We start from the raw sequence: 23594 nt of genomic DNA, 5'->3' as shown, positions 1-23594 counted from the left end.
TAACATTCAAAGGCAATAGTATTAATAGGCGCCATAGCCTGAGTCGATGACGGCGTGCATCGACGCCGCGGGTCGGATGGGGCCGACGGCGCCCCGACGGCGATCAGGGCGCTGCCAGCGCCCGCGGCACGACGTCGGCCACGCGCCGGGGCGTGCCGATGGGCGCGCCGGCCTGGCCGCGCTGCAGGGCGGCGATGTCGGCCTCGCTGGGGTAGATGCCGGCCAGCCAGTAGTCCATGACGCGGCGCACCAGCGGCGCGGCGTGGGCGGCGCCGAAGCCCGCGTTCTCGACGATCGCGGCCACGGCGATGCGCGGGTTCTCGGCCGGCGCGAAGGCGATGTAGAGCGAATGGTCGCGCTGGTGCTCGGCCAGTCGGCGTGCGTCGTAGCGGCTTTTCTGCCCGATGGTGACGGCCTGCGCCGTGCCCGTCTTGCCGCCCGACAGGTAGGGCGCGTTGGCGAACACCCCGCGCGAGGTGCCTTCCTGCGTCACCCCGACCATGGCGCGCTGCACCAGCGCCACGTGCTCGGGCCGGTAGCCCAGGCGCTGGCCGGGCGGTTGCGGCACGTCGGCCAGTTGCTGGCGCTGCGCGTCCTGGCGCGCCTTGACCAGGTGCGGCACGTGGCGCACGCCACCGCCGGCCACCGTGGCCGTGGCGCTGGCCAGCTGCAGCATGGTGAAGTTGTTGTAGCCCTGGCCGATGCCCAGCGAAATGGTTTCGCCGGCATACCATTTCTGCTGCTCGGGGCGGCGGTAGGTGGCGCGCTTCCATTGCGTGGACGGCAGGATGCCGCGCGTCTCGCCCGGAATGTCGATGCCGGTGACCTGACCAAAGCCCAGCGGCTTCATGAAGTCGTGGATGGCGTTGACGCCCATGTCGTTGGCGAGCTGGTAGTAGTACACGTTGCTCGACTTGACGATGCTGCGATACAGGTCCACCGAGCCCAGCGCGTGGCCGGATCGGAACGTGTGCCCGGCAAACGTCCACGATCCGCCGTCCAGGGTGATGGCGCCCGGCGTGCGCTTGCCGGTTTCCAGCGCGGCCAGGCCCATGAAGGGCTTGTAGGTGGAGCCGGGCGGGTAGGTGCCGCGCAGCGCGCGGTTGAGCAGCGGCTTGTCGAGCGAGTTGTTCAGCTCGTCCCAGGTCTCGTGGTCAATGCCTTCGACGAACAGGTTCGGGTCGTAGGTGGGCTTGCTGACGAAGGCCAGGATCTCGCCGTTGGCCGGGTCGATGGCCACCAGCGCGCCGCGGCGCTCGCCGTACATCTCCTCAACCAGCTTCTGCAGGTGGATGTCGATCGACAGCCGGATCGAATCGCCCGGCTTGGCCGGGTGGCTGGCCAGGCGCCGCACCGCGTAGCCGCCGGCCGAGGTCTCCATCTGCTCGACGCCGGTGGTGCCGTGCAGCACGTTTTCATAGCTGGCTTCGACCCCCAGCTTGCCGATGTAGTCGGTGCCGCGGTAGTTGGCGGCGTCGTCCGAGTCTTCGATGCGCTCCTTGTCGCGCTGGTTGATGCGGCCGATGTAGCCGATGACGTGCGCCCCCGTCTCGCCCAGCGGGTAGGTGCGGAACAGGCGCGCCTTGATTTCCACGCCGGGAAAGCGGTAGCGCTGCGCCGCGAAGCGCGCCACTTCCTCGTCGGACAGGCGCATGCGGATGGGCAGCGATTCGAAGTTGCGCGAGTCTTCCAGCAGGCGCCGAAAGCGCTTGCGGTCGCGCGCGGTCACTTCGACCACTTCGCCAATGGCGTCGATCGCCTCGTCCACCGGACGGCCCAGGCGCGACGGCGTGATCTCCAGCGTATAGGCCTTGTAGTTGGTGGCCAGCACCACGCCGTTGCGGTCGAGAATTTCGCCGCGGTGCGGCACGATCGGCACCACCGCCGTGCGGTTGGTCTCGGCCTGCCGCGCCAGGTCGGTGTGGCGCGACACCTGCAGGTGGTACAGCCGCCACGCCAGCAGCCCGAACGCCACCAGCACCGCCAGCGCCACCACGGCCAGCCGCACGCGAAAGCGCACCAGCTCGGCTTCGACGTTGCGGATTTCGGTCATGGTGAAACGCGGGTCACTATCAAATGTGTAGCTGCTGGCGCTTGCCCCTCAAGCGCCAGCAGCGATTTTTATTCAAGAAGCAGCGAGTCGCAAACCTTCGAGTCAAAACCTGCCTCACAGTTCAGCCACCGGGGCTGCGCAGCAAGCCCCAAAGGGCCGCGGAGCAGGCCACGCCGGAACGCCGTGGAGCGGGCTTGGCCCGGCCACTGGCGTTGTCCCCCTTGGGGGAAGGCGCGCAGCGCCACAGGGGGTCATAACGGTCTGTTGGCGTCCGGATTCGGCGCGCGCCGCTGCGGCGCCAGCAGCAGCACACTGACCACTGGCCACAGCGCGGCCTCGAGTATCGGCGCCAGCAGCACCAGCCAGCCCGGAAACACCGCGCCGCCAATCAGGCGCAGCACGATGGTGATGGCGTGCGCCAGCGCAAACAGCGGCAGCAGCTGCAGCGCCTGCGCCGGCACCGAGAACCAGCGGATGCGTCGGTGCGCCATGATGGCGCCGTAGATCAGCACCGCGTAGGCCAGCGCGTGCTGGCCCAGCAGCGAGGCCTGGTGCACGTCCAGCACCAGCCCGAAGATGAAGGCCACGCCCAGGCCCACGCGGCGCGGCTGGTGGATGCTCCAGAACACCAGCACCACGGCCAGGAAGTCGGGCATCCACAGCACGCGGCCCAGCGGCAGCAGGTTCAGCATCAGCGCCACGAGCAGGCTGCCCCAGATGAAGGCGGGGCTGGCCGGCAGCAGCAGCTGTTCGCCACGCGGCATGATCATCGGCGCGCTCCTTCGGCCGCCGCGCGGCGGGTGGCGGCTTTCTGCGCGGCGGGGGCAGGCGCCGAGGCCGCGCCGGCCGGCTTGCCGTCGGCCGCCGTGTCGCCCAGGCCCTGCCGTGCGACGGGCGACAGCACGATCACGTGCGTCACGCCATTGAGCTGCGCCAGCGGCTGGCACTGGATGCGCGCGAACGAGGTGTCGCTGCGCCGGTCCACCGACGTGACGCGCGCCACCGGCAGGCCCGGCGGGTACACGCCGTCGACGCCGCTGGTGGCCAGCAGGTCGCCTTCCTTGATGTCGTCGGTGACCGACATGTAGCGCAATTCCAGCATGCCGCCGTAGGGCGACGGATCGCCGTAGGCCACGCTGCGCGCGCCGGTGCGGGTGTTCAGCACGGGGATCACCTGGTCACGGTCGATCAGCAGCGTGACTTCGCTGCCGAAGGGGTAGACGCGCGTCACCTGGCCCAGCACGCCGGACTCGTCCATCACGGGCGATCCGGCCTCGATGCCCTGCAACTGCCCCTTGCCGATGACGACGCGGCGGCTGTAGGGGTCGGTGGCGTCGTACAGCACCTGCGCCGCCTGCGCGGGCACCTGCACGCGATCGCGCAGCGCCAGCAATTCGCGCAGGCGGGCGTTTTCCAGCAGCAGTTGCTCAACCTGGCCGGCGCGGCGCGACTGCTCGGCCAGCTTCAGGCGCGCGGCTTCTTCGGTCACGCGCGCGGTCTTCAACTCGGTCAGGTAGCCCAGGCCCGTCTGCGCCATCTGCACCGGCTGTAGGGCCAGCCATTGCGCCGGGTAGAGGAAGGTCGCAATGGCCGCGCGCAACGGCTGCACGATCTTGAAGCGTGCATCCGCCACCATCAAAAACAGCGCCAGCGCGCTGAAGAACAACAACCGCGACAGCGCCGAAGGCCCTTGCTTGAAAAAGGGCGGCGGCGAGCGGTCGAGCGTTTCGAGCGGCATGGCGGTTCAGCGGCGCAGCACGGGCGTATTCACTACCAAAACAAGAGCATTATCCGCTGAATGTTCAAGCGCCCGTCGTGATTTCGACGCTGCGTCCCCACCCCGACCCTCCCCCCGCAAGGGAAGGAGCCCTCAGGCTGCGCAGCAAGCCGCCCGAAGGCCGCGGAGCAGGCCACACGCGAACGCCGTGGTCGGGGTCCCCCCCGACCACCCGCGTTGTCCCCCAGTGGGGGAAGGCGCGCAGCGCCACAGGGGGCGTCCTACTCATTCGTGAAGATGTTGCCCAGCCGCTCCATGCGTTCCAGCGCCAGCCCGCAGCCGCGCACCACGCAGGTCAGCGGCTCTTCGGCCACCAGCACGGGCAGGCCGGTTTCTTCGGCCAGCAGGCGCTCCAGGTCGCGCAGCAGGGCGCCGCCGCCGGTCAGCATCATGCCGCGCTCGGCAATGTCGGCGCCGAGTTCGGGCGGCGTTTCTTCCAGCGCCTTCTTCACTTCCGACACGATGCTGTTCAGCGGCTCGGTCAGTGCTTCCAGGATTTCGTTGCTGCTGATGGTGAAGCTGCGCGGCACGCCTTCGGAGAGGTTGCGGCCCTTGACCTCCATCTCCTTCACTTCGCTGCCCGGGAAGGCGCTGCCGATTTCCTTCTTGATCATCTCCGCCGTCGGGTCACCGATCAGCATGCCGTAGTTGCGGCGGATGTAGTTGATGATGGCGTCGTCGAACTTGTCGCCGCCCACGCGCGCGCTGCCCTTGTACACCATGCCGCCGAGCGAGATCACGCCGACTTCGGTGGTGCCGCCGCCGATGTCGACCACCATCGAGCCGCTGGCCTCGCTGACCGGCAGGCCGGCGCCGATGGCGGCGGCCATGGGTTCCTCGATCAGGTACACCTCGCTGGCGCCCGCGCCCAGTGCCGATTCGCGGATGGCGCGGCGCTCGACCTGGGTCGAGCCGCAGGGCACGCAGATGATGATGCGCGGGCTGGGCCGGAACAGGCCGCGCGGGTGCACCATCTTGATGAACTGCTTGAGCATCTGCTCGGTGACGGTGAAGTCGGCGATCACGCCGTCCTTCATGGGGCGGATGGCCTCGATGTTGCCGGGCACCTTGCCCAGCATGGCCTTGGCCTCGGTGCCCACGGCCTGGATCGTCTTCTTGCCCTGCGGGCCGCCTTCGTGGCGGATCGAGACGACGGAAGGTTCGTCCAACACGATGCCCTTGTCGCGCACGTAGATCAGGGTGTTGGCGGTGCCCAGGTCAATGGCCAGGTCGGTCGAAAAATACCGCCGGAAAGCTCCAAACATGAAAAGGTCCTTTGCCGGGCCGCACAGCCAGCACCCATGGGTGCAGCCCCGAATTCGATGCGAGATAGACGTGAAATCGCGTAAATACGGCCCGTTTCCGGGCCGTTGCGATGAACCGGAGATAATACCGCAACACCTTGCCAGGCCTCGGGTTTGGCCGAGGCCTAAAGTTTGAAGTTACATCCGGTTTCCATATCTTTCATGGCCCTGACCCCCGACGACATCCGCCGTCTTGCCCATCTGGCGCGGCTGGAACTGAGTGCCGACCAAGGTGAGCGCCTGCTCACCCGGCTGAACGGCTTTTTCGATCTGGTGGCGGCCATGCAGGCCGTGGACACCACCGGCGTCGAACCGCTGGCGCACCCCATTGCCGCCGTGCGCGACATGGCGCTGCGCCTGCGCGACGACGTGGCCAGCGAGCCGGACCAGCGCGCCGCCAACCAGCGCAGCGCGCCCGCCGTCGAGGACGGGCTGTTCCTGGTGCCCCGCGTGATCGAGTGAACATGAGCGACGCATTGCATGACATGACCGTGGCCCAGCTGGCCGCCCGCCTGGAGGCGCGCGAGCTGTCGGCCGTCGAGGCCGCGCAGCACTTTCTGGCGCGCGGCCGCCAGCACGCCGATCTGGGCGCCTACCTGGCGGTGGACGAAGACGCCACCCTGGCGCAGGCGCGCGCGGCCGATGCCCGCATCGCCGCCGGCGACGCCCTGCCGCTGGCCGGCGTGCCCGTGGCGCACAAGGACATCTTCGTCACCACCGACTTCCCGACCACCGCCGGCTCGCGCATGCTGCAAGGCTATCGCTCTCCTTTCGAGAGCACGGTGACCGCACGGCTGGCGGGCGCGGGCATGGTTTGCCTGGGCAAGCTCAATTGCGACGAGTTCGCCATGGGCTCGGCCAACGAGAACTCGGCCTTTCACCCGGTGAAGAACCCGTGGGACACCTCGCGCGTGCCGGGCGGCTCGTCGGGCGGCAGCGCGGCCGCGGTGGCGGCGCGCCTGGCGCCGGCGGCCACCGGCACCGACACCGGCGGCTCCATCCGCCAGCCGGCCAGCTTCTGCGGCATCACCGGCATCAAGCCCACCTATGGCCGCGCCAGTCGCTTTGGGCTGATCGCCTTCGCCTCCAGCCTGGACCAGGCCGGGCCCATGGCGCGCACCGCCGAAGACTGCGCGCTGCTGCTGTCCAGCCTGTGCGGACCCGACCCCGACCGCGATTCCACCTCGCTCGACGTGCCGGCCGAGGACTTCTCCCGCAGCCTGAACGACGGCATCGACGGGCTGCGCATCGGCGTGCCCAAGGAATTCTTCGGCGCCGGCCTGTCGGACGACGTACGCGCCGCCATCGACAGCGCCCTGGCCGAGCTGCGCAAGCTGGGCGCGACCCTGGTCGACATCAGCCTGCCGCGCACCGAGCTGGCCATCCCGGTCTACTACATCATCGCGCCGGCCGAGGCCAGCAGCAACCTGAGCCGCTTCGACGGCGTCAAGTTCGGCCACCGCGCCCAGGGCTACACCGACCTGGAGGACATGTACAAGAAGACGCGCGCCGAAGGCTTTGGCGACGAGGTCAAGCGCCGCATCATGACCGGCACCTACGTGCTGTCGCACGGCTATTACGACGCCTACTACCTGCAGGCGCAGAAGGTGCGCCGCATGATCGCCGACGACTTCCAGCGCGCCTTCACCGAATGCGACGTCATCGCCGGCCCGGTCGCGCCCAGCGTCGCCTGGCACCTGGGCGACCACGACAAGGACCCGCTGGCCGACTACCTGGCCGACATCTACACCCTGCCCGCCAGCCTGGCCGGCCTGCCCGGCATGAGCGTGCCGGCCGGCTTTGGTGAAGGTGGCCTGCCCGTCGGGCTGCAGCTGATCGGCAACTACCTGCAGGAAGGCCGGCTGCTGAACGTGGCGCACCGCCTGCAGCAGGCGACCGACTTCCACCTCCGCGCACCGGAGGGCTTCTGACATGCCCGCCCCATTGATCCACGGCTACGAAGTCGTCATCGGCTTCGAAACACACGCCCAGCTGCAGACCGCCAGCAAGATCTTCAGCCGCGCCAGCACCGCATTTGGCGCCGCGCCCAACACCCAGGCCTGCGCGGTCGACCTGGCGCTGCCCGGCACGCTGCCGGTGATGAACCGCGAGGCGGTGCAGTGTGCTATCAAATTAGGACTGGCTCTCGGCTCGCACATTGCGCCGCGCAGCATCTTTGCCCGCAAGAACTACTTCTACCCCGACCTGCCCAAGGGCTACCAGATCAGCCAGTTCGAGATTCCGGTGGTGCAGGGCGGCGAGGTGTCGTTCTTCCTGGGCGACGAAAAGAAAACCGTGCGCCTGGTGCGCGCCCACCTTGAAGAAGACGCCGGCAAGTCGCTGCACGAGGACTACCACGGCATGAGCGGCATCGATCTGAACCGCGCCGGCACGCCGCTGCTCGAGATCGTGACCGAGCCCGACATGCGCAGCAGCGCCGAGGCCGTGGCCTATGCCAAAGAGTTGCACAAGATCGTCACCTGGATCGGCATCTGCGACGGCAACATGCAGGAAGGCAGCTTCCGTTGCGACGCCAACGTCAGTGTGCGCAAGCCCGGTGAAAAGCTTGGCACGCGGCGCGAGATCAAGAACCTGAACAGCTTCAAGTTCATGCAGCAGGCGATCGACTTCGAGATCCGCTGGCAGATCGAGCAGCTGGAAGACGGCCACGCCATCCAGCAGGCCACTGTGCTGTTCGACCCCGACACCGGCGAGACGCGCGCCATGCGCACCAAGGAAGACTCGGCCGACTACCGCTACTTTCCCGACCCTGACCTGCCGCCGCTCTGTATTTCAGAGCAATGGATCGAGGACACGCGCGCGCAAATGCCCGAATTGCCCCGCAAGATGGCGGAGCGTTTCGTGGCCGACTATGCGCTGCCTGAATACGACGCCACCACGCTGACCCAGTCTCCCGCCATGGGCGCGTACTTCGAGCAAGCCGCGAAAGCCAGCGGCCAGCCCAAGCTGGCCAGCAACTGGGTGATGGGCGAAATCTCCAAGCGCCTGAACGCCGAGGAGATCGGCATCGAGTCGGCCAAGGTGTCGGCTGCGCAACTGGCCGCGCTGATCGGCCGCATCCAAGACGGCACCATCAGCAACGCGGCGGCGCGGCAGGTGTTTGACGCGCTGTGGTCGGGCGAGGGTGCGGACGTCGATGCCATCGTCGAAGCCAAGGGCCTTCGGCAGATGAACGACACCGGCGCGCTGGAAAAGATCGTCGACGAAGTCATCGCTGCCAACCCAGGCAACGTCGAGCAGTACCGCGCCGGCAAGGACAAGGCCTTCAACGCGCTGGTCGGCCAGGTGATGAAGGCCAGCAAGGGCAAGGCCAACCCGGCGCAGGTCAACGAGCTGCTGCGTGCGCGGCTGGGGGCTTGAGGCCGGGCGTCCGTCGCGCTGTGGCGCGGCTGCCTTGGTGCAGATGCTGCAAAAAATATAGCTATTTGCGCTGATCCCGCGTGGGCAGCGACCGTATTACGCTCACAAATCAGCGCTTGCCCGAAGCCGTCTGCGGGGCGGGCTGCCGGCCTTGCCAGAGCGCCTGAAGGCGCCTCGCTTCTTCATCGAACTGCGCGTTGATGCGATCACGCTCGGCCTGCTGCGCGGCGATGGCGCGCCGCTGCTCGGCCACGCTCCGGGCGTTGTATTCGATGCCGCGCCGCACCGTGGCCGGGGCCCGGGAGGGGTCCTTGCGGTAGAACTCCATCTCGTCATCCAGCGCCTTGCGCTCGGCCGCCAGTTCGGCCAGCCGCTGCTCGGCGGCCTGGTCGACCGCCTGGGTCTGCGCCAGTGCCTGGGCGCGGCTGGCATCGTGCGCGGCCTTGTCGGGGTAGCGCGTGACCAGCGCCTGGTCGCGGCTGATGGCGTCGCGCGCGCGCTGCTGCGCGAGTTCGGCTTCGCGGTCCTGCCGGGCGCGTGCTTCGCGCTCGGTGGCACTCAGGGTGGGCGGGATGACGCGCCGCGTGCCGCCGCTGCGGTTGAGTTCGCGCTGCTCGCGGTCGATGCACGAGAGGATCGGCCGGTCCGACGTCAGCCGCCGGCCATGGGCGTCCACGCAGCTGTAGATGCTGCCCGTCGGCGCGGCCGCGCTGGGCTGCGCGACGGCCGGCGTGCCACAAAGTGTCCACCAGGACGCCGCCACCGCGACCCCGGCCAGGCGCCGCAACCCCCACCCCGCAGCGGCGCGCTGGGCGCCGCGGGACGTGCCTTGTCCGGCGTGCAGGTCAGGCAGGTGGTGCGGGAGGGCGGTGGTGGTCATGGCCTTTCAATCGACGCCGTAACGGGTGCGATAGGCAGATACGGACTGGAAGTAGGGCGAAAAGTTGTCACTCTTTCCCAGGTGTTGCAATAACTGCGCCAGGTTGGCGATGGCGATGACTTGCAGTCCCAGACGGTCGCGCACGTACTGCACGGCCGACCAGTCCACGTCGCGCCCGCCCTCGGTCGCCTTTTCCTGCCGGTCCAGCGCAATGGCCACGGCGTGCGGCGTGGCGCCGGCGGCTTCGATCAGCGCAATCGACTCGCGCACCGCGGTGCCGGCGGAGATGACGTCGTCCACGATCAGCACGCGCCCCTTCAGCGGCGCGCCCACCAGCGTGCCGCCTTCGCCGTGGTCCTTGGCTTCCTTGCGGTTGTACGCAAAAGGTTTGACCACGCCCAGCCGCGCCAGCTCGATGGCCACCGCGGCGCCCAATGGAATACCTTTGTATGCGGGACCAAAAATGACATCGAACTCGACGCCCGAGTCGATCAGCGCCCGTGCATAGAATTGCGCCAGCCGCGCCAGCTTGGCGCCGTCGTCGAACAGCCCGGCGTTGAAGAAATAGGGCGACAGGCGCCCCGCCTTGGTCTTGAATTCGCCAAAGCGCAGCACGCCGGCGTCGATGGCGAACTGCACGAAATCGCGCGCCAGCGCGTCACGGTCTGCCTGGGGGGGCGGATGTGTTCATGAAGGAATCTCCCGTTGTTCAAACTCACCAGCCTGAACCTGAATGGCATCCGCTCCGCGGCCACCAAGGGCGTCGAAGCCTGGCTGGAGGCGCACGCGCCGGATTGTATTTGCGTGCAGGAGATGAAGGCCCAGCACGCCGACATCGAGGGCCGTTTCGACATCCTGGCCGGCATGCGCGGGCACTTTCACCTGGCCACGGCCAAGAAGGGCTATTCGGGCGTCGGCATCTATACGCGCCATGAGCCCAGCGACGTGATCGCCGGCTACGGCTCGCCCGAATTCGACGAAGAAGGCCGCTACCTGGAAGCGCGCTTTGACACGCCCGCGCGCCGCTTCTCGGTCATCAGCTGCTACTTTCCCAGCGGTTCGTCCGGGCCGGAGCGGCAGGACGCCAAATACCGCTTCCTGGCCGAGTTCTACCCCGTGCTGCAACGCCTGCGCGCCGAGCGTGATTTCGTGCTGTGCGGCGACGTCAACATCGCGCACCAGGAAATCGACCTGAAGAACTACAAGAGCAACCAGAAGAACAGCGGCTTCCTGCCCGACGAGCGCGCCTGGGTCACGCGCATCATTGATGAGCTGCAACTGGTCGACGTCTACCGCCGCCTGCACCCCGACACCACCGGCGAGGCCTACACCTGGTGGAGCAACCGCGGCCAGGCCTACGCCAAGAACGTGGGCTGGCGGCTGGACTACCACCTGGCCACGCCCGCCGTCGCGCAGGCCGCGCGCACCAGCGCCATCTACAAGGACCAGAAGTTCAGCGACCACGCGCCGATCACCATCGACTACGATCTGAAGCTGGTCTGATGTCGCTTCTTAATTGATAGCTGAAAGCGCTTGTCTGCCAAGCGCTGAAGGTTGATTTGATTCACAACTTCGATGCCTGCCACCTCGCCTGCCACGCCGCGCTACCAGACCATCCCCGTCACCCCGTTCCAGCAGAACTGCTCGCTCGTCTGGTGCCCCGCCACCATGAAGGCGGCTGTCATCGACCCCGGCGGCGACCTGCCGCGCATCGAGGCGGCGGTGGCGCGGCAGGGCGTCACGCTGGAGCAGATCTGGCTGACCCATGCGCACATTGACCACGCGGGTGGCACGGCCGAGCTGAGCGCGCGCCACGGGCTGCCCATCATCGGCCCGCACCCGGGCGACCAGTTCTGGATCGACGGCATTGCCGAGCAGGGGCGCATGTTCGGCTTTCCGCAGGCCGAGAAATTCACGCCCACGCGCTGGCTGCAGGACGGCGACACGGTGCAGGTGGGCGACTGCGTGTTGCACGTGCGCCACTGCCCGGGCCATACGCCGGGGCATGTGGTGTTTCATTCACCCGAGGCGAAGCGCGCCTTTGTCGGCGACGTGCTGTTTGCCGGCAGCATCGGCCGCACCGACTTTCCCGGCGGCAACCATGGCCAACTGATCGCCAGCATCCGCGAGCGCCTGTGGCCGATGGGCGACGACACGGTGTTCATCCCCGGCCACGGGCCCGAAAGCACCTTCGGCGAAGAGCGCCGCCACAACCCGTTCGTGCGCGGCTGACGGCGCGTTGCGCGCGCCGGGTCCGGCCGGCCGTCGGGATGTGAATGGATCACAAAAACCGCTGTCAACCGGTCACTGATGCGCCGCCGGCGCGTGCCTAGACTGGCTTCCATGCTTTGCGATGCGCAAGGAGGACGAAATGGAAGCAGTCATGACACACAGGGAAACGCTGCGGATGCCGCTGGCGGATGTTGAGCGGGACGGGTTGCAGACCGGGTTCCTGCTGCGCCTGCTGGACGAGATCGACTACGGGCTGGTGCTGGTCGACATGCGCGGGCGCGTGCAGCACGCCAACCACCTGGCGCGCTATGAATTGGCCTGCGGCCATTTGCTCAGCGGCAGTGTCGGCGAAGCCATCGGCGCCTGCACGGCGGCGCTGGGCCAGCAGCTGATGGACGCCATCCAGGGTGCCGCGCAAGGCCGCCGGAAACTGCTGTATCTCAGCCATGGCGGGCACACGCTGCCCGTGGCCGTGATTCCGCTGGGGCACGCGCTGGAAGGCCCCTGCGCCAGCGTGCTGCTGGCCATGGCGCGCCAGCGCGTGGGGGACAACCTGGCGGTGCAGATGTTCGCCCGCGAGCACGGGCTGACGCCGACCGAGGAGTCGGTGCTGCGTGCCCTGTGCGATGGCAGCGACGTCGACGAAATCGCCAGGCGGCATGGCGTGGCCGAATCGACCGTGCGCACGCAGGTGCGCTCGCTGCGCGACAAGACCGGCGCGCATGGCATCCGGCAACTGGTGCAGCGCGTGCTGGCACTGCCGCCCGTGGTGCCCGCGCTGCGGGGCGAAGCCTGTTTTCCGCGCCGGCCGGTGTCGTCGCAATTCCAGTTTGTATGATGGGACATGCCGCCCGCGCCTGATGGCCCGCACACTCCACACTCCACCGGCCTGCCCGCGCTGGACGCCCCGTCCGCGCACGTCGAGGCGCTGGCAGAGCGCGGGATGCAGCGCCATTACCGGCGCGGCACGCTGATCATTCAAGAGGGCGAGCGCGGCGACACGCTGTACATCGTCCGATCGGGGCGCCTGCGCGCCTTCGTGGCCGATGCCAGCGGCAAGGAGTTGACACTCGGCCTGTACGGCCCGGGCGAATACGTGGGCGAAATGTCACTCGACGGCGGCCCGCGCTCGGCCAGCGTGGAAACGTGCGAACCCACGGTGTGCGCCGTGGTGGCGCGCGACGTGTTGCTGACCTACATCGCCGAGCAGCCCGGCTTTGCGCTGGAGCTGATGGCGCGCCTGATCCGCCGCGCGCGCCTGGCCACCGACAACGCGCGCAGCGTGGCCCTGATCGACGTCTACGGCCGGCTGACGCGCCTGCTTGACCAGCTGGCCACGGCACCGGACGCGCAAGGCCAGCGCACCGTCACCGAACGCCTGACCCACCAGCAGATCGCCAGCCATCTGGCCTGCTCGCGCGAGATGGTCAGCCGCCTGCTGAAAGACCTGGAAACCGGCGGCTACCTTGCCACGCAAGAACGCCGGCTCGTGCTGCTGAAGCCGTTGCCGGCGCGGTGGTGATTGCTACGTTTACGATAGCTGTTCGCGCTTGATGGGTCAGCGCTGGAAGCTGTTTTGACTCATGAATCGCCACGATCAGACGATGCGCGGCTCGTCGTATTCGTCGCGCAGCCGCTGCACGGAGTAAGGGCCGGGCTGCGGTTGCGCGGGCGGTGGCTGGGTGGTCAGCGTACCGGCCAGCCATTGGCGCGCGGCCTGGGGCGCGGCAAAGCTGGTGCCGCGTCCGCGTGAACGGCTGGCGCTGCGCGTACCCAGCAACAGCAGGCCCGGCAGCGCACTGGACTGCTCGGTGGGCGCCAGCCAGTCCGCGCCCAGGTGCGGCGGCACGCCCAGCGGCACAGCGCGCTTGCCGCCGCGCACGCCGCCCCCGCTCGAATAGCGTGAGCGCAAGTGCTTGCCCCAACGCTCATAACCGCCGGCCATCCACACCAGGTTGGAACTGCCGCAGCCCGAACCGAGAACGCTGCCGCTGCCCGTCACCTCCACCGGCCCGGTCTGCTTCACACCATCGGGCGGCGCGACGAAGCGCGTGGCCTGCGCGCGCTGCGGAACGCCGGGGTTCTGGCCGCCCCAGCAGGTGTAGGCGTGCACCGGCTGCACGCGCTGGCCCGCTTGGGGCATGAGGGTGATGCGCCACACGCCCGCTGGCGCGGCGGGCGCGCTGCCGGCGGCGTCGGGCCCCTGCGTGGGACCCACTTCGATCAGCACTTGTCGTTGCCACGTGCCCGCTACGGCCCCGCGCCGGCGCTGGCTGACCACCACGCACTGCGCCGGCAGCAACCTCGGCGGCGCGCCCAGCCAGTCTTGCGACAGGTCGATCTCTAGCGGCGCGCCGCCGCCCGGCGGCTGCAGGCTCAGGCGGCAGGGCGGCGCGCTTTCAGCAAACCACAGCTCCATCGCCACCGGGGCGGCGTTGCCCATGGGCAGCCACCAGGGCAGAGTGGCGGCGGGTTGCCCGGTGGCGGTGGGCTGAATGGGTGCTGTGGCCGATGGCGCGGGTTCGCCCCAGATCACCGCGTGGCGCCGCGCGTCGTGGGCGTTGCCAGCGGCGTAGAACACGTTCAACTGCACGTTGCGGCGCGCGCGCAGGTCTTCGGTCAGCGCGTCCAGCGCGCGTTCGAACCACGAACTCCCATCATGCGGACCCATGTCAGTGCCGTAATCGATCACCACCGCGATTTCGGCATCATCGGGCGCGCAGTCAGCGATGTAGCGCAGCCCGTCGAGCACCGTTCGGTCGATGCTGCCCAGCCCCGGCGCCAGCGGAATGGCGCGCGGCAACTGCACGAAGATCAGGTCGGCATCGGCGGCGGCCGCGTACGGCTCGGCGTGTCCGCTGGACGTCAGGCTGGGCGTCTGCAGGGCACTGGCCAGCAGGCCCGTGACCCACGTGCCGTGCGTCATGCGGCTTTGCACCGCGCCGTAGCGCGCACGCGCGTAGCAGCGGTCTTCGTTCCAGCCCGGCACCGGCGGCTGCGGCGCGATGCAGGCGTTCAGCACGTCGCGCCCCACCTGGCGGCCATAGCCGTAGCCGATGGGTGTGGTGCCCTGCGCGGGGTCGAAGTCGGGCCGCGGGTCCTGGTCCCACAGCGCCCACACGCGCGTGCCGCCGGCGTTTTGCAGCAAGTGGTGCGCAAAAGCACAGCCGTGGTCGATGGTGGCCAGAATTTTGGGGTTGGCCGTGCGCAGTGGCGCGGCGGGCGCCGATGGCGGTGTGGCGGCGCGCGGCGCCAGCGGCCGGCGCGGCAGTGGGTCGGCGCACAGTTGCACTTCGGTCACCCATGGCGCGCTGCCCAGCAGGACCAGCAGCGCCGGTGTCACATCGGCGGTTACATAGGCGGTGCGCGCGCCGTGCGCCAGCGGGCGCAGGTGGGCCTCGGTGATGCGGGTGCCGGGATGCTCGGCCAACCAGCCGGTCAGCGTGGCCTGCACGCTGCTGGCCTCCGCATCGCCGGCGGGCAGCGCGACCGTGAAACCCACCGACACCAGCGGCGTGCTGCCGCCGTCGGCGTGGTCGTCGTAATGGGCGAACTGGCTGAGCAGCGCGCCCAGCAGGTAGGGGTCCATCTTGGCCTGCACCGCCGGGGGCAGCGCCGGGGCGGCGGGCGGGTTCATGGCTGGGGCAGCGGCTCGTTGTTGAGCCACCGCCATTCCTGCCGCGCCTGCGCCCAGATGCGCAGCAGTTCGCAACGTTCAGCGGCCGGGGGCAGGGTGATGGCGACCTTGGGTAACGCCGCTTCGGCATCCATCGAGGCAGCGGGCGGCTCAGGGTCGAACACGCGCTGCGGCACGTTGGCATTGGTGGCGCCCTGCGCAAAAGCCTCCAGGTAGTCGGCCAGCGCCTTGCCCAGTGCGTCGCCCGCGCCCTGGTCCACGCGGAAATGAACGCCCGCCACGATGCGGTTTTCGGCAATGCGCTCGGCCAGCCGGTCCAACTGATGGTTGAGGCTGTCCCACGTCGGGTTGGCGCCGCCCACCGGCAGGGTCAGCGCAGCCAGCAGGCGCGCCGTCACCCGCGCCTCGCAGCCGTGGCCCATGGGATAGGTGCCGTGGCCGGGCGTGGTGATCATGGGCTGCACTTGCGGCGAATACTCCACCGGCCGCGCGCAGGCGAAGATGTGCTTCATCTGCATCTCGGTAAACAGCGCTAGCTGATTGGCGATGTGCAGCAGCCGCAGCGTGGCCGGTGTGCGCGCGTCGGTGACGGGCAGCACGGTGGCGAAAAAGGCCAGCGTGTTCTGCGTCTGCATCAGGATTTCGGGCGCGCGGTCTTCGCGCAGTTCCACATCGGCAATCACGTCGGCCAGTTGCGCCTTGAACAGGTCGGCGCTGGGCCGGTCGATGCGCAGCGTGCGCGTGGCCTGCGTGCCGACGAGCAGCGCGCAGCTAGATCGATCCGGCGCCGCCTGCACGCGCAGGCCGGCCAGCACGCCCGGCAGCACGATGTAGGGGATGACCCAGCCGTCCCAGCGCGCCAGCCGCTGGGCGCAGCTTTCGGTGGGCGGGGTGCCGGGCGCGATGAAGTCGGTCCACAGCGGCGTGGTGTAGGCCGTGGTGTCGGCGGGGTTGGCGAGGGCGGCGCGGTTGCGGATGAGGGCTTCGTGAGAGCCGATTGAGTCAAAAGAGGCGCCGGCCGAACCTCCCGCAGACCCGCCTGCTGATCCACCAGCGGACCCGCCGGCTGAACCTCCTGCCGAACCTCCGGCCAGACTCTCCATCTTGAAAATCATCGCACTTCTCCTTAGACACCTAGTGGCTTGTTTCTGGCACGCCGAGCCCGCGCAACGCTGCAACAACGCGTTGTCTGATGGGACTGAGCGCGCTCCCCATGGATTGATACCCGGCAATCGTGAGACCGGGCATTAGCAGCTGCAACTGACTCAGGGTGGCTCGCGCCTCCGCGGTGCGACCGCGTTCCCATTGGGCATAGAGCAGCGACCGCAGCGTCGGAACATGCGCAGCGTCCAGCCGCAGCGAGTCAGTGGCATGTCGGATTGCCATGTCGTGCTCGCGGTTAGCCGCATAACAGCTCGCCAGCACTGTCTCAATAAAGTAGGCGTGCGGATCGAGTGGCGAAAGCGTCTTGGCCTTCAACGCATCCTTTACCGCGTCTGCCGCGTTTCCGATATGCGAGGACCAGACGCTCCGGTAAAGCCATCCATGAAGCTCGTTGGGGGCCAGTGCGAGCGCATGGTCAATATCCCGACGCGCCCCCTCCTGATCCCCCATCACCTGGCTCAGCGCATACCCCCGCACCGCCAGCGCCAGCGGGTTCTCGGGCGCCAGGTCGAGCGCCTGGCGGCAGGCGTCCATCGCATGTCGCGCGTCGTCGGCCGGGTTGGCGCTGATGCCGCGGATCACGCGCAGCACGTGCCATTTGGCCAGCCAGGCGCGCACTTCGGATGCGCGGGGCTGGCGCTCGCCCAACGCCAGCAGCAACTCGCGGCCCTTCTCGAAATCGGCCACCGGCGAACGGTGCATGAGGTTGATGGCGCTCAGCTGCAGTGAATAGGCTGAGAGCGTGGCCACCGGCTGTACCCGCGCCTTGTCGGTCTCGGCATTCAGGATGGCGCTGGACGCAGCCAGCGCAATGCGGTGCGCGCATTCCGATTCGGCCTGCAGCAGATCGCCCACTTCGGCGTTGAAGCGCTCTGTCCACACCAGTCGGCCCGAGCGCGCGTCGCACAGCTCGGCCGTGATGAGCAGCTTGCCGCCACCCGCGCTGCCAAACACCACGTAGCTGCCCGACAGCACGAACTGCGCGCCCAACCGCTGGCTGACCTCGCCCAGCGCCGCGTCGCGCTGGCGAAAGGCCGAGCACGACAGGCGCGAGATGACGCGCAGGTGTGGCGAGCGGCCCAGCAGGCTGATGACGGCGTCGGCCACCAGTTCACCCACGGCAAAGTGTTCGGGCGTGTTGCTGCGCGCGGCAAAGGGAATCACGGCAATGCCGGGCAGCAGCGTACCGGGCTGCTCGGATGCCGGCGTGAGCAGCGGCTGCGCGCCGGCATCGCCCACGCGCCACACGCGAATCGGCTCGGGCACGTGCTTGAGGTAGCACTCGCCCATGTCGCGCAGCTCGCCGTCCAACCCGTCGGTCAGGTCGTCGCGCACTTCGGTGGTGACGATGGTTTCGCCCGGGCCGGCCAGGCTGGCCACGCGCGCGGCCAGGTTGACGCCAGCGCCGTACACGTCCACGCTGTCGATGTAGATCTGCGCCGCGTTCAGGCCAGCGCGCAAGTGAAAGCGCTGCTCGGGCGGCAAGGCGGCGTTGGTGTCGTCGAAGAAGTGGTGCAGCTCATGCGCCGCCCGCACCGCCTCCGGCGCCGAATCAAATTCCGCCAGCAGCCCATCACCCAGGCTCTTGACGTGGCGGCCGTGGTGGCGGGGCAGCACGTGGCCGCGCGCGTGCTGAACAAAAGCGTGCCAGCGCTGCACCACCGCCGCCTCGTTGGCGGCCATCAGGCGCACGGATTCCACCAGGTCCATCACCAACACCACCTTCTGTCGGCGCGGCAAGTCCGCGAACAGCGCTTCGTCGGTCAAAGCGCCCGGAGGGCCAGTGTCGGCGGGGTCTGCGGACGGCGTCATACCCTGGGCAGGTGAAAAGGTCGATGCCGCATTGTGCGTCGGCTGCGTGTCGGCGCCAACCAAATGCGACCCATTTTTTTGTGACGCACCGCCCACGGACCGGCGCGGAACGGCGCGGCATGTGCTTCGGGCGCCGGCGCAGGGCGGCGGCGCGTCAATAATGCAGCCAATGACGTTCGACCACACGGTGCGCCTGGCGCACGCGCGATGCGCCGCCGCAAGGGCGCGGGCGGAGCCGCAGCGTGGCTGACGCGGCGGCGCGCCCGCACGGCTGGCTCGACAGCCTGCGCATCTATCTGCAGCCGGCCAGCCTGCGCATGCTGGCGCTGGGCTTTTCGGCCGGCCTGCCCTTGCTGCTGGTGCTGGGGACGCTATCGTTTCGATTGCGCGAAGCGGGCGTTGACCGCGGCACCATCGGCCACCTGAGCTGGGTCGGCCTGGCCTACGGCTTCAAGTGGGTGTGGGCGCCGCTGGTGGACCGCCTGCCGCTGCCGGGCCTGACGCGCTGGCTGGGCCGGCGGCGCAGCTGGCTGCTGCTGGCCCAGCTGGGCGTGGCGGCGGGGCTGGTGGGCATGGCGCTGGCCGATCCGCGCGTGTCGCTGACGGCGGTGGTGTGGTGCGCGCTGGCGGTGGCCTTCGCGTCGGCCACGCAGGACATCGCGCTGGACGCCTACCGCATTGAATCGGCGCCTACGCAGCAGCAGCCGGCGCTGGCGGCCACCTACCAGACGGGTTACCGCCTGGCCATGATCTGGGCCGGCGCGGGCGTGCTGTGGCTGGCGGCGCGCGCTCAAGGGCAAGCGGCGGGTTACGACCACGCGGCGTGGCAGCTGGCCTATGGGGTGATGGCGGCGTCGATGGCGGTGGGCGTGCTGACGGTGCTGCTGTCGCCCGAGCCCGCGCAGCGCCCGCTGGCGCGCGCGCGCAGCGCGGGCGAATGGGTGCACTCGGCGCTTATCGAGCCGTTTGCCGACTTCTTCCGGCGCTACCAGTGGCAGGCGGCGCTGATCCTGGCGCTGATCGCCATCTACCGCATCAGCGACGTGGTGATGGGCATCATGGCCAACCCGTTCTATGTGGACATGGGCTACACCAAGGACGAGGTGGCCGCGGTGACCAAAATCTACGGCGTCATCATGACGCTGGTGGGCGCCTTCGTGGGCGGCAGCCTGGCGCTGCGCTTTGGCGTCATGCGCATCCTGATGCTGGGCGCGGTGCTGAGCGCCGCCAGCAACCTGCTGTTTGCCTGGCTGGCCGGCTACGGGCACAGCCTGCCGGCGCTGATCGCCGTGGTGTCGGCCGACAACCTGGCCAGCGGCATCGCGTCGGCGGCGTTCGTGGGGTATCTCAGCAGCCTGACCAACATCAGTTATTCGGCCACGCAATACGCGCTGTTCTCGTCGCTGATGCTGATGCTGCCGAAGTTCATCGCCGGTTTTTCGGGCGACTACGTCAACGCCTTCGGCTACGCCAACTTCTTTACCAGCACGGCGCTGCTGGGCCTGCCGGTGCTGCTGCTGGTGGCGCTGGCGGCGCGCGCGCAGCGCAAGGGTTCAGGTTAAAAATGGCTGCAGCGCTTGCCCAGAAAGCGCAGGCAGCTATGATTAACGTAGTAAACAGCGTGCGGCGCACGGCGGGTTTACCTATCTTTACCCCCCGTTCAAGCCAGGCCTGCGTGCGTGCACCATCATGTCGGGTCGTGCGGGGCCTGTGCGCCCCGGCCCGCTGAAAGGAGCCCATGAGCACACACCAGCTGCTGATGATCGAAGACGACGCCCGCCTGGCGGCCATGGTGGGCGAATACCTGACGCAGTCCGGCTTCGCCGTCACGCACATGCCCGACGGCGCCTCGGGCCTGGCCGCGCTGCAGGACCGGCCGGTCGACCTGGTCGTGCTTGACCTGATGCTGCCCGACGTCGATGGGCTGGAAGTGTGCCGCCGCATCCGCGCGCTGCCGGGCGACGCCGCGCGTGTGCCGGTGCTGATGCTGACCGCCAAGGGCGACCCGATGGACCGCATCGTGGGCCTGGAAATTGGCGCCGACGACTACCTGCCCAAGCCCTTCGAGCCGCGCGAGCTGCTGGCGCGCATCCGCGCCGTGCTGCGCCGCCACCAGGGCGGCGCGGTGCCCGAGCACAAGCTGATGCGCTTCGGCGCGCTGGAAATCGACCGCGACGCGCGCACCGTCACCGTGAACGGCGAGCCGGCCGAGCTGACCAGCTACCAGTTCGACCTGCTGGTGACGCTGGCCGAGCGCGCCGGTCGCGTGCTGACGCGCGACCAGATCATGGAAGCCGTGCGCGGGCGCGAACTGGAGGCGTTCGACCGCTCCATCGACGTGCACATGGGCCGCATCCGCGCCGCCATCGAGGCCGACGTGAAGAACCCCAAGCGCATCCTGACGGTGCGTGGCGTCGGTTATGTGTTTGCCAAGCACCAGGAGTAGGCTCCCCGTGTGGCGCTGGCGCGCCTTCCGCCAGAGGGGGACAACGCTGGCGCTCGCGGGCACCCGAGCGCGGCGTTCCCGAACGGCCTGCTCTGCGGCCGTCCCGCGTGATTTTTAATGAAATGAGGCTGCAGCGCTTGTCCTGAAAGCGCTGACAGCTATTTTAATGATAGCGATCGATTGATGAGCACACCCCTGGCCCGCAAGCTCTACCTGCGCATCTGGCTGGCCGTGGCCGGCAGTGTGCTGGTGCTGAGCGTGCTGGTCGGCTGGGCCTGGCACCTGACCGAACAGGAGCGCGAACGCAACCAGCCTGCCGGGGGTGGCCCGCGTGCGCTGGTGGTGCGCAACGCCGCGGGCGAGGAGATCGACGGCGCCATGGCGCAATGGCGGCGCGAGCCGGGCCAGCCGCCCGAAATCAACCTGAGCCTGCGCGACGGCCAGCAGATCACGCTGCAGATGGCGCCGCGCGCCGGTGGTCGGCGCGGTCCGCGCCGCGAACCGCCGTGGGGCTGGCTGCGGCCGCCCTACGGCTTTTGGTGGGTGCTGGGGCTGGCCGGGCTGGTGGTGATGATCGGCGTGTTCCCGGTCGCGCGGCGGCTGACGCAGCGGCTGGAAGGCCTGCAGCGCGGCGTGCAGCGCTGGGGCGAGGGCGACCTGTCGGTGCGGCTGCCTGAAGGCGGTCAGGACGAGGTGGCCGACCTGTCGCGCCGCTTCAACGCCGCCGCCGAGCGCGTGCAGCACCTGATGGACTCACAGGCCGCGCTGCTGCAGTCGCAAAAATCGCTGCTGGCCAACGCCTCGCACGAATTGCGCTCGCCGCTGGCGCGCATCCGCATGGCGGTGGAACTGGCCGGCGCACAGGGCTCGCCGACCGCGCGCGCCGAAATCCAGCGCAACATTGCCGAGCTGGACCAGCTGGTGGACGAAATCCTGCTGGCCAGCCGGCTGGACGCACGCGAGGCCGACATGGGCACCGTCGAGCCGGTCGACCTGATCGGCCTGGTGGCCGAGGAAAGCGCGCGCGTCGGCGCCACGCTGGACGTGCCCGAGGGCACGGCCGAGGTGGTGGTGCCGGGCGTGGTCAAGCTGCTGCGGCGCGCCGTGCGCAACCTGCTCGAAAACGCCAGCCGCCACGGCCAGCGCACCGGGCGCACGGGCGAGGTCGAGGCGCGGTTGGCGCTGCAGGGCGATCAGGCCGTGCTGCAGGTGCTCGACCGCGGCCCCGGCGTGCCGCCGGGCCAGCGCGAACGCATCTTCGAGCCCTTCTACCGCCTGCCCGGCGCCAGCGAGCGCGAGGGCGGCGTCGGCCTGGGCCTGGCGCTGGTGCGCTCCATCGCCGAGCGGCATGGCGGCAGCGCGACCTGCGACAACCGCGAAGGCGGCGGCGCCTGCTTCACCCTGCGGCTGCCCACCCGCCGCAGCTGACGCGGGGCAAGGGCAATACCCGCGAATCGGGGGATGCGGGAAGCCGGGGGGGCTTTGTATAGTCCACCCACTATTGCTGTCACACGCACATCGCGCCCGCGGACATGTGGCCACACCCTCAAGTGGCGCGTCCCGCTGGTGGCAGATGCAAGGCCGCCCCCGTGGGCGGCCTTGTTTTTTGGCCGGCCCGGCGGCGGGCGGCGGCCGCGCCGATACAGTTGGCAACACCCCGGCCCCCTACAATCGCCCGCCATGCTGTCGTTCCCCGTGGTCCGCTGGGTCGCCCTGTTCTGGGGATTCGCGACGTTCTTTCCGATCGGGCTGAACTACACCGCTTTCGTGCTGCTGGCCGTGGCCCTGCTGGTGCAGGGCGGCTGGCGGCAGCGGCTGGCGCGCCTGCGCCAGTCACCCAACTGGTGGCCGGCCTGGTTCTTCCTGGGCTGGACCGCGCTGGTGCTGGCGCTGGGGCCGCACTACCCTGAAACAGCGTCCAACGCCTTTCACGCCCTGCGCATCGTGCTGACGCTGGCGCTGGTGCTGGCACTGTCGCGCGACGAGGCGTTGTGGGCCATGCGCGGCTTCGTGATGGGGCTGACCGCCAGCCTGGTGCTGATCGCGCTGCACAAGACCATCGGCCTGCCGCCGAGCAAGCTGTGGGAAAGCACGGTCACCTACGGCGGCAACAAGTCGCTGGCCAACGCGCTGCTGATGGCGCTGGCGGCCGTCAGCGGGCTGCTGCTGATGCCGGTGCTGTCGGCCCGCCAGCGCGGCGTGATGACGCTGCTGACCCTGGGCAGCGTGGCGGCGCTGCTGTGGGTGCTGTATTCGCGCACCGCCTGGCTCATCGTGCTGGTGTGCCTGGTGGTGGGGCTGGCGCACCAGTTGCGCAGGCGCCGGCAGCACCAGTTGCTGGCGCTGGTGGGCGCGGCGGCGCTGGCGCTGGCAGCCGGCATGTTCGTGCCGGCGGTCAAGGACCGGCTGGTGCTGGGCGCGCATGAAGTGGTCAACGCCTACGAGGGCCAGGCCGTCAACATGACCAGCAGCTGGGGCATCCGCTTCCGGATGTACAGCGAGACGCTGGACATGATCGGCCAGCGCCCACTTACCGGCTGGGGCATCGGCGGCTGGAGCACCGAATGGAAGCGCCGCGTGCAGGGGCCGCTGGCCAGCGTCAACATGCCGCACAACGACTTTCTGTGGATGGGCGCGCAGACGGGGGTGCCGGGCGCGATCGCGCTGTTTTTGATGGTGGCGGCCGGCCTGCCTGCGGCCTGGCGGCGCCACGACAAGCGCGGGCGCATGGCCGTGGTGGCGCTGCTGGCCATGCTGATGGCGATGGCGACCAACTCGGCATTGCGCGACGCCGCCATCGGCCTCACGCTGTGGTTCATCGTGCTGGTGTACCAGCGGCTGTCGACCGAGGCCGAGCCGGTGTGGCCGGACGTGCTGCCCGACGTGCGGGCCTGACGCGGCCCGCGCG

20 protein-coding genes are annotated in these 23594 nt (G+C 69.1%); 11 read left to right on the top strand and 9 right to left on the bottom strand.

Translation table 11 applies throughout. From position 1 onward, the window contains the following. Positions 1–103 precede the first annotated feature (103 nt). From mrdA to R0D99_RS16020, 4 genes are all read right to left on the bottom strand, one after another. Positions 104–2053: a penicillin-binding protein 2 gene (gene mrdA, locus R0D99_RS16035; protein ID WP_317749177.1), complete on the bottom strand. Its 1950-nt coding sequence runs from the start codon at positions 2051–2053 to the stop codon at positions 104–106. Between the two features lie 251 nt (positions 2054–2304). Next, positions 2305–2823 carry a rod shape-determining protein MreD gene (gene mreD / locus R0D99_RS16030; RefSeq protein ID WP_317749176.1) on the bottom strand — a complete coding sequence of 173 codons (519 nt, stop codon included), beginning with the start codon at positions 2821–2823 and terminating at the stop codon, positions 2305–2307. Next, entirely contained in the window at positions 2820–3791 is a 972-nt protein-coding gene (mreC, locus tag R0D99_RS16025; RefSeq protein WP_317749175.1) for a rod shape-determining protein MreC, read from the bottom strand. The genes mreD and mreC overlap by 4 nt, the downstream gene beginning before the upstream one ends. Positions 3792–4051: 260 nt before the next feature. Then, positions 4052–5095, bottom strand: coding sequence for a rod shape-determining protein (locus tag R0D99_RS16020; RefSeq protein ID WP_317749174.1), 1044 nt, complete (start codon positions 5093–5095; stop codon positions 4052–4054). 201 nt (positions 5096–5296) lie between these two features. On the opposite strand from R0D99_RS16020, the gene gatC reads away from it, so the two are divergent. The 3 genes from gatC to gatB are packed head-to-tail and all read left to right on the top strand — an operon-like array spanning position 5297 to position 8515. Next, positions 5297–5596 carry an Asp-tRNA(Asn)/Glu-tRNA(Gln) amidotransferase subunit GatC gene (gene gatC, locus R0D99_RS16015; RefSeq protein ID WP_317749173.1) on the top strand — a complete coding sequence of 100 codons (300 nt, stop codon included), beginning with the start codon at positions 5297–5299 and terminating at the stop codon, positions 5594–5596. Positions 5597–5598: 2 nt separating this feature from the next. Beyond that, the gene (gene gatA / locus R0D99_RS16010) at positions 5599–7065 is read left to right on the top strand and encodes an Asp-tRNA(Asn)/Glu-tRNA(Gln) amidotransferase subunit GatA (RefSeq protein ID WP_317749172.1); all 1467 of its coding nucleotides are present in this window, start codon (positions 5599–5601) and stop codon (positions 7063–7065) included. A 1-nt stretch (position 7066) separates the two neighbouring features. Then, complete coding sequence (gatB, locus tag R0D99_RS16005) at positions 7067–8515, top strand: Asp-tRNA(Asn)/Glu-tRNA(Gln) amidotransferase subunit GatB (RefSeq protein WP_317749171.1); 1449 nt, start codon at positions 7067–7069, stop codon at positions 8513–8515. A gap of 109 nt (positions 8516–8624) precedes the next feature. Here the strand turns inward: gatB and R0D99_RS16000 are convergent, their stop codons facing one another. Together R0D99_RS16000 and pyrE are read right to left on the bottom strand one after the other, a co-directional pair. Continuing rightward, positions 8625–9395: a DUF4124 domain-containing protein gene (locus R0D99_RS16000; protein ID WP_317749170.1), complete on the bottom strand. Its 771-nt coding sequence runs from the start codon at positions 9393–9395 to the stop codon at positions 8625–8627. A 6-nt stretch (positions 9396–9401) separates the two neighbouring features. Next, positions 9402–10034 (bottom strand): orotate phosphoribosyltransferase, encoded by a 633-nt coding sequence (gene pyrE, locus R0D99_RS15995; RefSeq protein ID WP_317749169.1) that lies wholly within the window; start codon positions 10032–10034, stop codon positions 9402–9404. Positions 10035–10100: 66 nt separating this feature from the next. Between pyrE and R0D99_RS15990 the strand changes: the two genes are divergently transcribed. The 4 genes from R0D99_RS15990 to R0D99_RS15975 all read left to right on the top strand — a co-directional run bounded on the left by R0D99_RS15990 (position 10101) and on the right by R0D99_RS15975 (position 13149). After that, a complete protein-coding gene (locus R0D99_RS15990; RefSeq protein ID WP_317749168.1) occupies positions 10101–10898 on the top strand; it encodes an exodeoxyribonuclease III in 798 nt (265 codons plus the stop codon). A gap of 72 nt (positions 10899–10970) precedes the next feature. Continuing rightward, positions 10971–11627: an MBL fold metallo-hydrolase gene (locus R0D99_RS15985; protein ID WP_317749167.1), complete on the top strand. Its 657-nt coding sequence runs from the start codon at positions 10971–10973 to the stop codon at positions 11625–11627. Between the two features lie 151 nt (positions 11628–11778). Beyond that, positions 11779–12465 (top strand): helix-turn-helix transcriptional regulator, encoded by a 687-nt coding sequence (locus R0D99_RS15980; RefSeq protein ID WP_317749166.1) that lies wholly within the window; start codon positions 11779–11781, stop codon positions 12463–12465. A 6-nt stretch (positions 12466–12471) separates the two neighbouring features. Then, positions 12472–13149: a Crp/Fnr family transcriptional regulator gene (locus R0D99_RS15975; protein ID WP_317749165.1), complete on the top strand. Its 678-nt coding sequence runs from the start codon at positions 12472–12474 to the stop codon at positions 13147–13149. Between the two features lie 75 nt (positions 13150–13224). Here R0D99_RS15975 and R0D99_RS15970 read toward each other — a convergent pair whose 3' ends face one another. The 3 genes from R0D99_RS15970 to R0D99_RS15960 are packed head-to-tail and all read right to left on the bottom strand — an operon-like array spanning position 13225 to position 18240. Next, positions 13225–15264, bottom strand: coding sequence for a hypothetical protein (locus R0D99_RS15970; RefSeq protein ID WP_317749164.1), 2040 nt, complete (start codon positions 15262–15264; stop codon positions 13225–13227). Continuing rightward, positions 15261–16379, bottom strand: a complete 1119-nt coding sequence (locus tag R0D99_RS15965; RefSeq protein WP_317749163.1) for a hypothetical protein — start codon at positions 16377–16379, stop codon at positions 15261–15263. The genes R0D99_RS15970 and R0D99_RS15965 overlap by 4 nt, the downstream gene beginning before the upstream one ends. A gap of 19 nt (positions 16380–16398) precedes the next feature. Continuing rightward, the gene (locus R0D99_RS15960; protein WP_317749162.1) at positions 16399–18240 is read right to left on the bottom strand and encodes an adenylate/guanylate cyclase domain-containing protein; all 1842 of its coding nucleotides are present in this window, start codon (positions 18238–18240) and stop codon (positions 16399–16401) included. Between the two features lie 242 nt (positions 18241–18482). Here R0D99_RS15960 and R0D99_RS15955 point away from each other — a divergent pair, with 242 nt between their 5' ends. From R0D99_RS15955 to R0D99_RS15940, 4 genes are all read left to right on the top strand, one after another. Beyond that, positions 18483–19802 carry an AmpG family muropeptide MFS transporter gene (locus tag R0D99_RS15955; protein ID WP_317749161.1) on the top strand — a complete coding sequence of 440 codons (1320 nt, stop codon included), beginning with the start codon at positions 18483–18485 and terminating at the stop codon, positions 19800–19802. Between the two features lie 176 nt (positions 19803–19978). Further along, positions 19979–20686, top strand: coding sequence for a response regulator transcription factor (locus R0D99_RS15950; RefSeq protein ID WP_317749160.1), 708 nt, complete (start codon positions 19979–19981; stop codon positions 20684–20686). A 183-nt stretch (positions 20687–20869) separates the two neighbouring features. Beyond that, complete coding sequence (locus tag R0D99_RS15945; RefSeq protein ID WP_317749159.1) at positions 20870–22114, top strand: sensor histidine kinase; 1245 nt, start codon at positions 20870–20872, stop codon at positions 22112–22114. 252 nt (positions 22115–22366) lie between these two features. Continuing rightward, on the top strand, positions 22367–23581 hold the full coding sequence (locus tag R0D99_RS15940) for an O-antigen ligase family protein (RefSeq protein ID WP_317749158.1): 1215 nt from the start codon (positions 22367–22369) through the stop codon (positions 23579–23581). The last annotated feature ends 13 nt before the right edge of the window (positions 23582–23594 follow it).

It is taken from the genome of Ottowia sp. SB7-C50 (assembly GCF_033110285.1).
Lineage (GTDB): Bacteria > Pseudomonadota > Gammaproteobacteria > Burkholderiales > Burkholderiaceae_C > Ottowia.
This window is presented reverse-complemented; position numbering and strand designations above follow the sequence as displayed.

What these genes read in the sequence shown, in the direction of transcription:
- R0D99_RS15975 (WP_317749165.1), top strand. Translation starts at nt 12,472, where the DNA reads ATGCCGCCCGCGCCTGATGGCCCGCACACTCCACACTCCACCGGCCTG.
- R0D99_RS15970 (WP_317749164.1), bottom strand. Translation starts at nt 15,264, where the DNA reads ATGAACCCGCCCGCCGCCCCGGCGCTGCCCCCGGCGGTGCAGGCCAAG.
- R0D99_RS16020 (WP_317749174.1), bottom strand. Translation starts at nt 5,095, where the DNA reads ATGTTTGGAGCTTTCCGGCGGTATTTTTCGACCGACCTGGCCATTGAC.
- mreC (WP_317749175.1), bottom strand. Translation starts at nt 3,791, where the DNA reads ATGCCGCTCGAAACGCTCGACCGCTCGCCGCCGCCCTTTTTCAAGCAA.
- R0D99_RS15960 (WP_317749162.1), bottom strand. Translation starts at nt 18,240, where the DNA reads ATGACGCCGTCCGCAGACCCCGCCGACACTGGCCCTCCGGGCGCTTTG.
- gatB (WP_317749171.1), top strand. Translation starts at nt 7,067, where the DNA reads ATGCCCGCCCCATTGATCCACGGCTACGAAGTCGTCATCGGCTTCGAA.
- mrdA (WP_317749177.1), bottom strand. Translation starts at nt 2,053, where the DNA reads ATGACCGAAATCCGCAACGTCGAAGCCGAGCTGGTGCGCTTTCGCGTG.
- R0D99_RS15965 (WP_317749163.1), bottom strand. Translation starts at nt 16,379, where the DNA reads ATGATTTTCAAGATGGAGAGTCTGGCCGGAGGTTCGGCAGGAGGTTCA.
- gatA (WP_317749172.1), top strand. Translation starts at nt 5,599, where the DNA reads ATGAGCGACGCATTGCATGACATGACCGTGGCCCAGCTGGCCGCCCGC.
- gatC (WP_317749173.1), top strand. Translation starts at nt 5,297, where the DNA reads ATGGCCCTGACCCCCGACGACATCCGCCGTCTTGCCCATCTGGCGCGG.
- R0D99_RS16000 (WP_317749170.1), bottom strand. Translation starts at nt 9,395, where the DNA reads ATGACCACCACCGCCCTCCCGCACCACCTGCCTGACCTGCACGCCGGA.
- R0D99_RS15940 (WP_317749158.1), top strand. Translation starts at nt 22,367, where the DNA reads ATGCTGTCGTTCCCCGTGGTCCGCTGGGTCGCCCTGTTCTGGGGATTC.
- R0D99_RS15945 (WP_317749159.1), top strand. Translation starts at nt 20,870, where the DNA reads ATGAGCACACCCCTGGCCCGCAAGCTCTACCTGCGCATCTGGCTGGCC.
- R0D99_RS15985 (WP_317749167.1), top strand. Translation starts at nt 10,971, where the DNA reads ATGCCTGCCACCTCGCCTGCCACGCCGCGCTACCAGACCATCCCCGTC.
- mreD (WP_317749176.1), bottom strand. Translation starts at nt 2,823, where the DNA reads ATGATCATGCCGCGTGGCGAACAGCTGCTGCTGCCGGCCAGCCCCGCC.
- R0D99_RS15980 (WP_317749166.1), top strand. Translation starts at nt 11,779, where the DNA reads ATGACACACAGGGAAACGCTGCGGATGCCGCTGGCGGATGTTGAGCGG.
- R0D99_RS15950 (WP_317749160.1), top strand. Translation starts at nt 19,979, where the DNA reads ATGAGCACACACCAGCTGCTGATGATCGAAGACGACGCCCGCCTGGCG.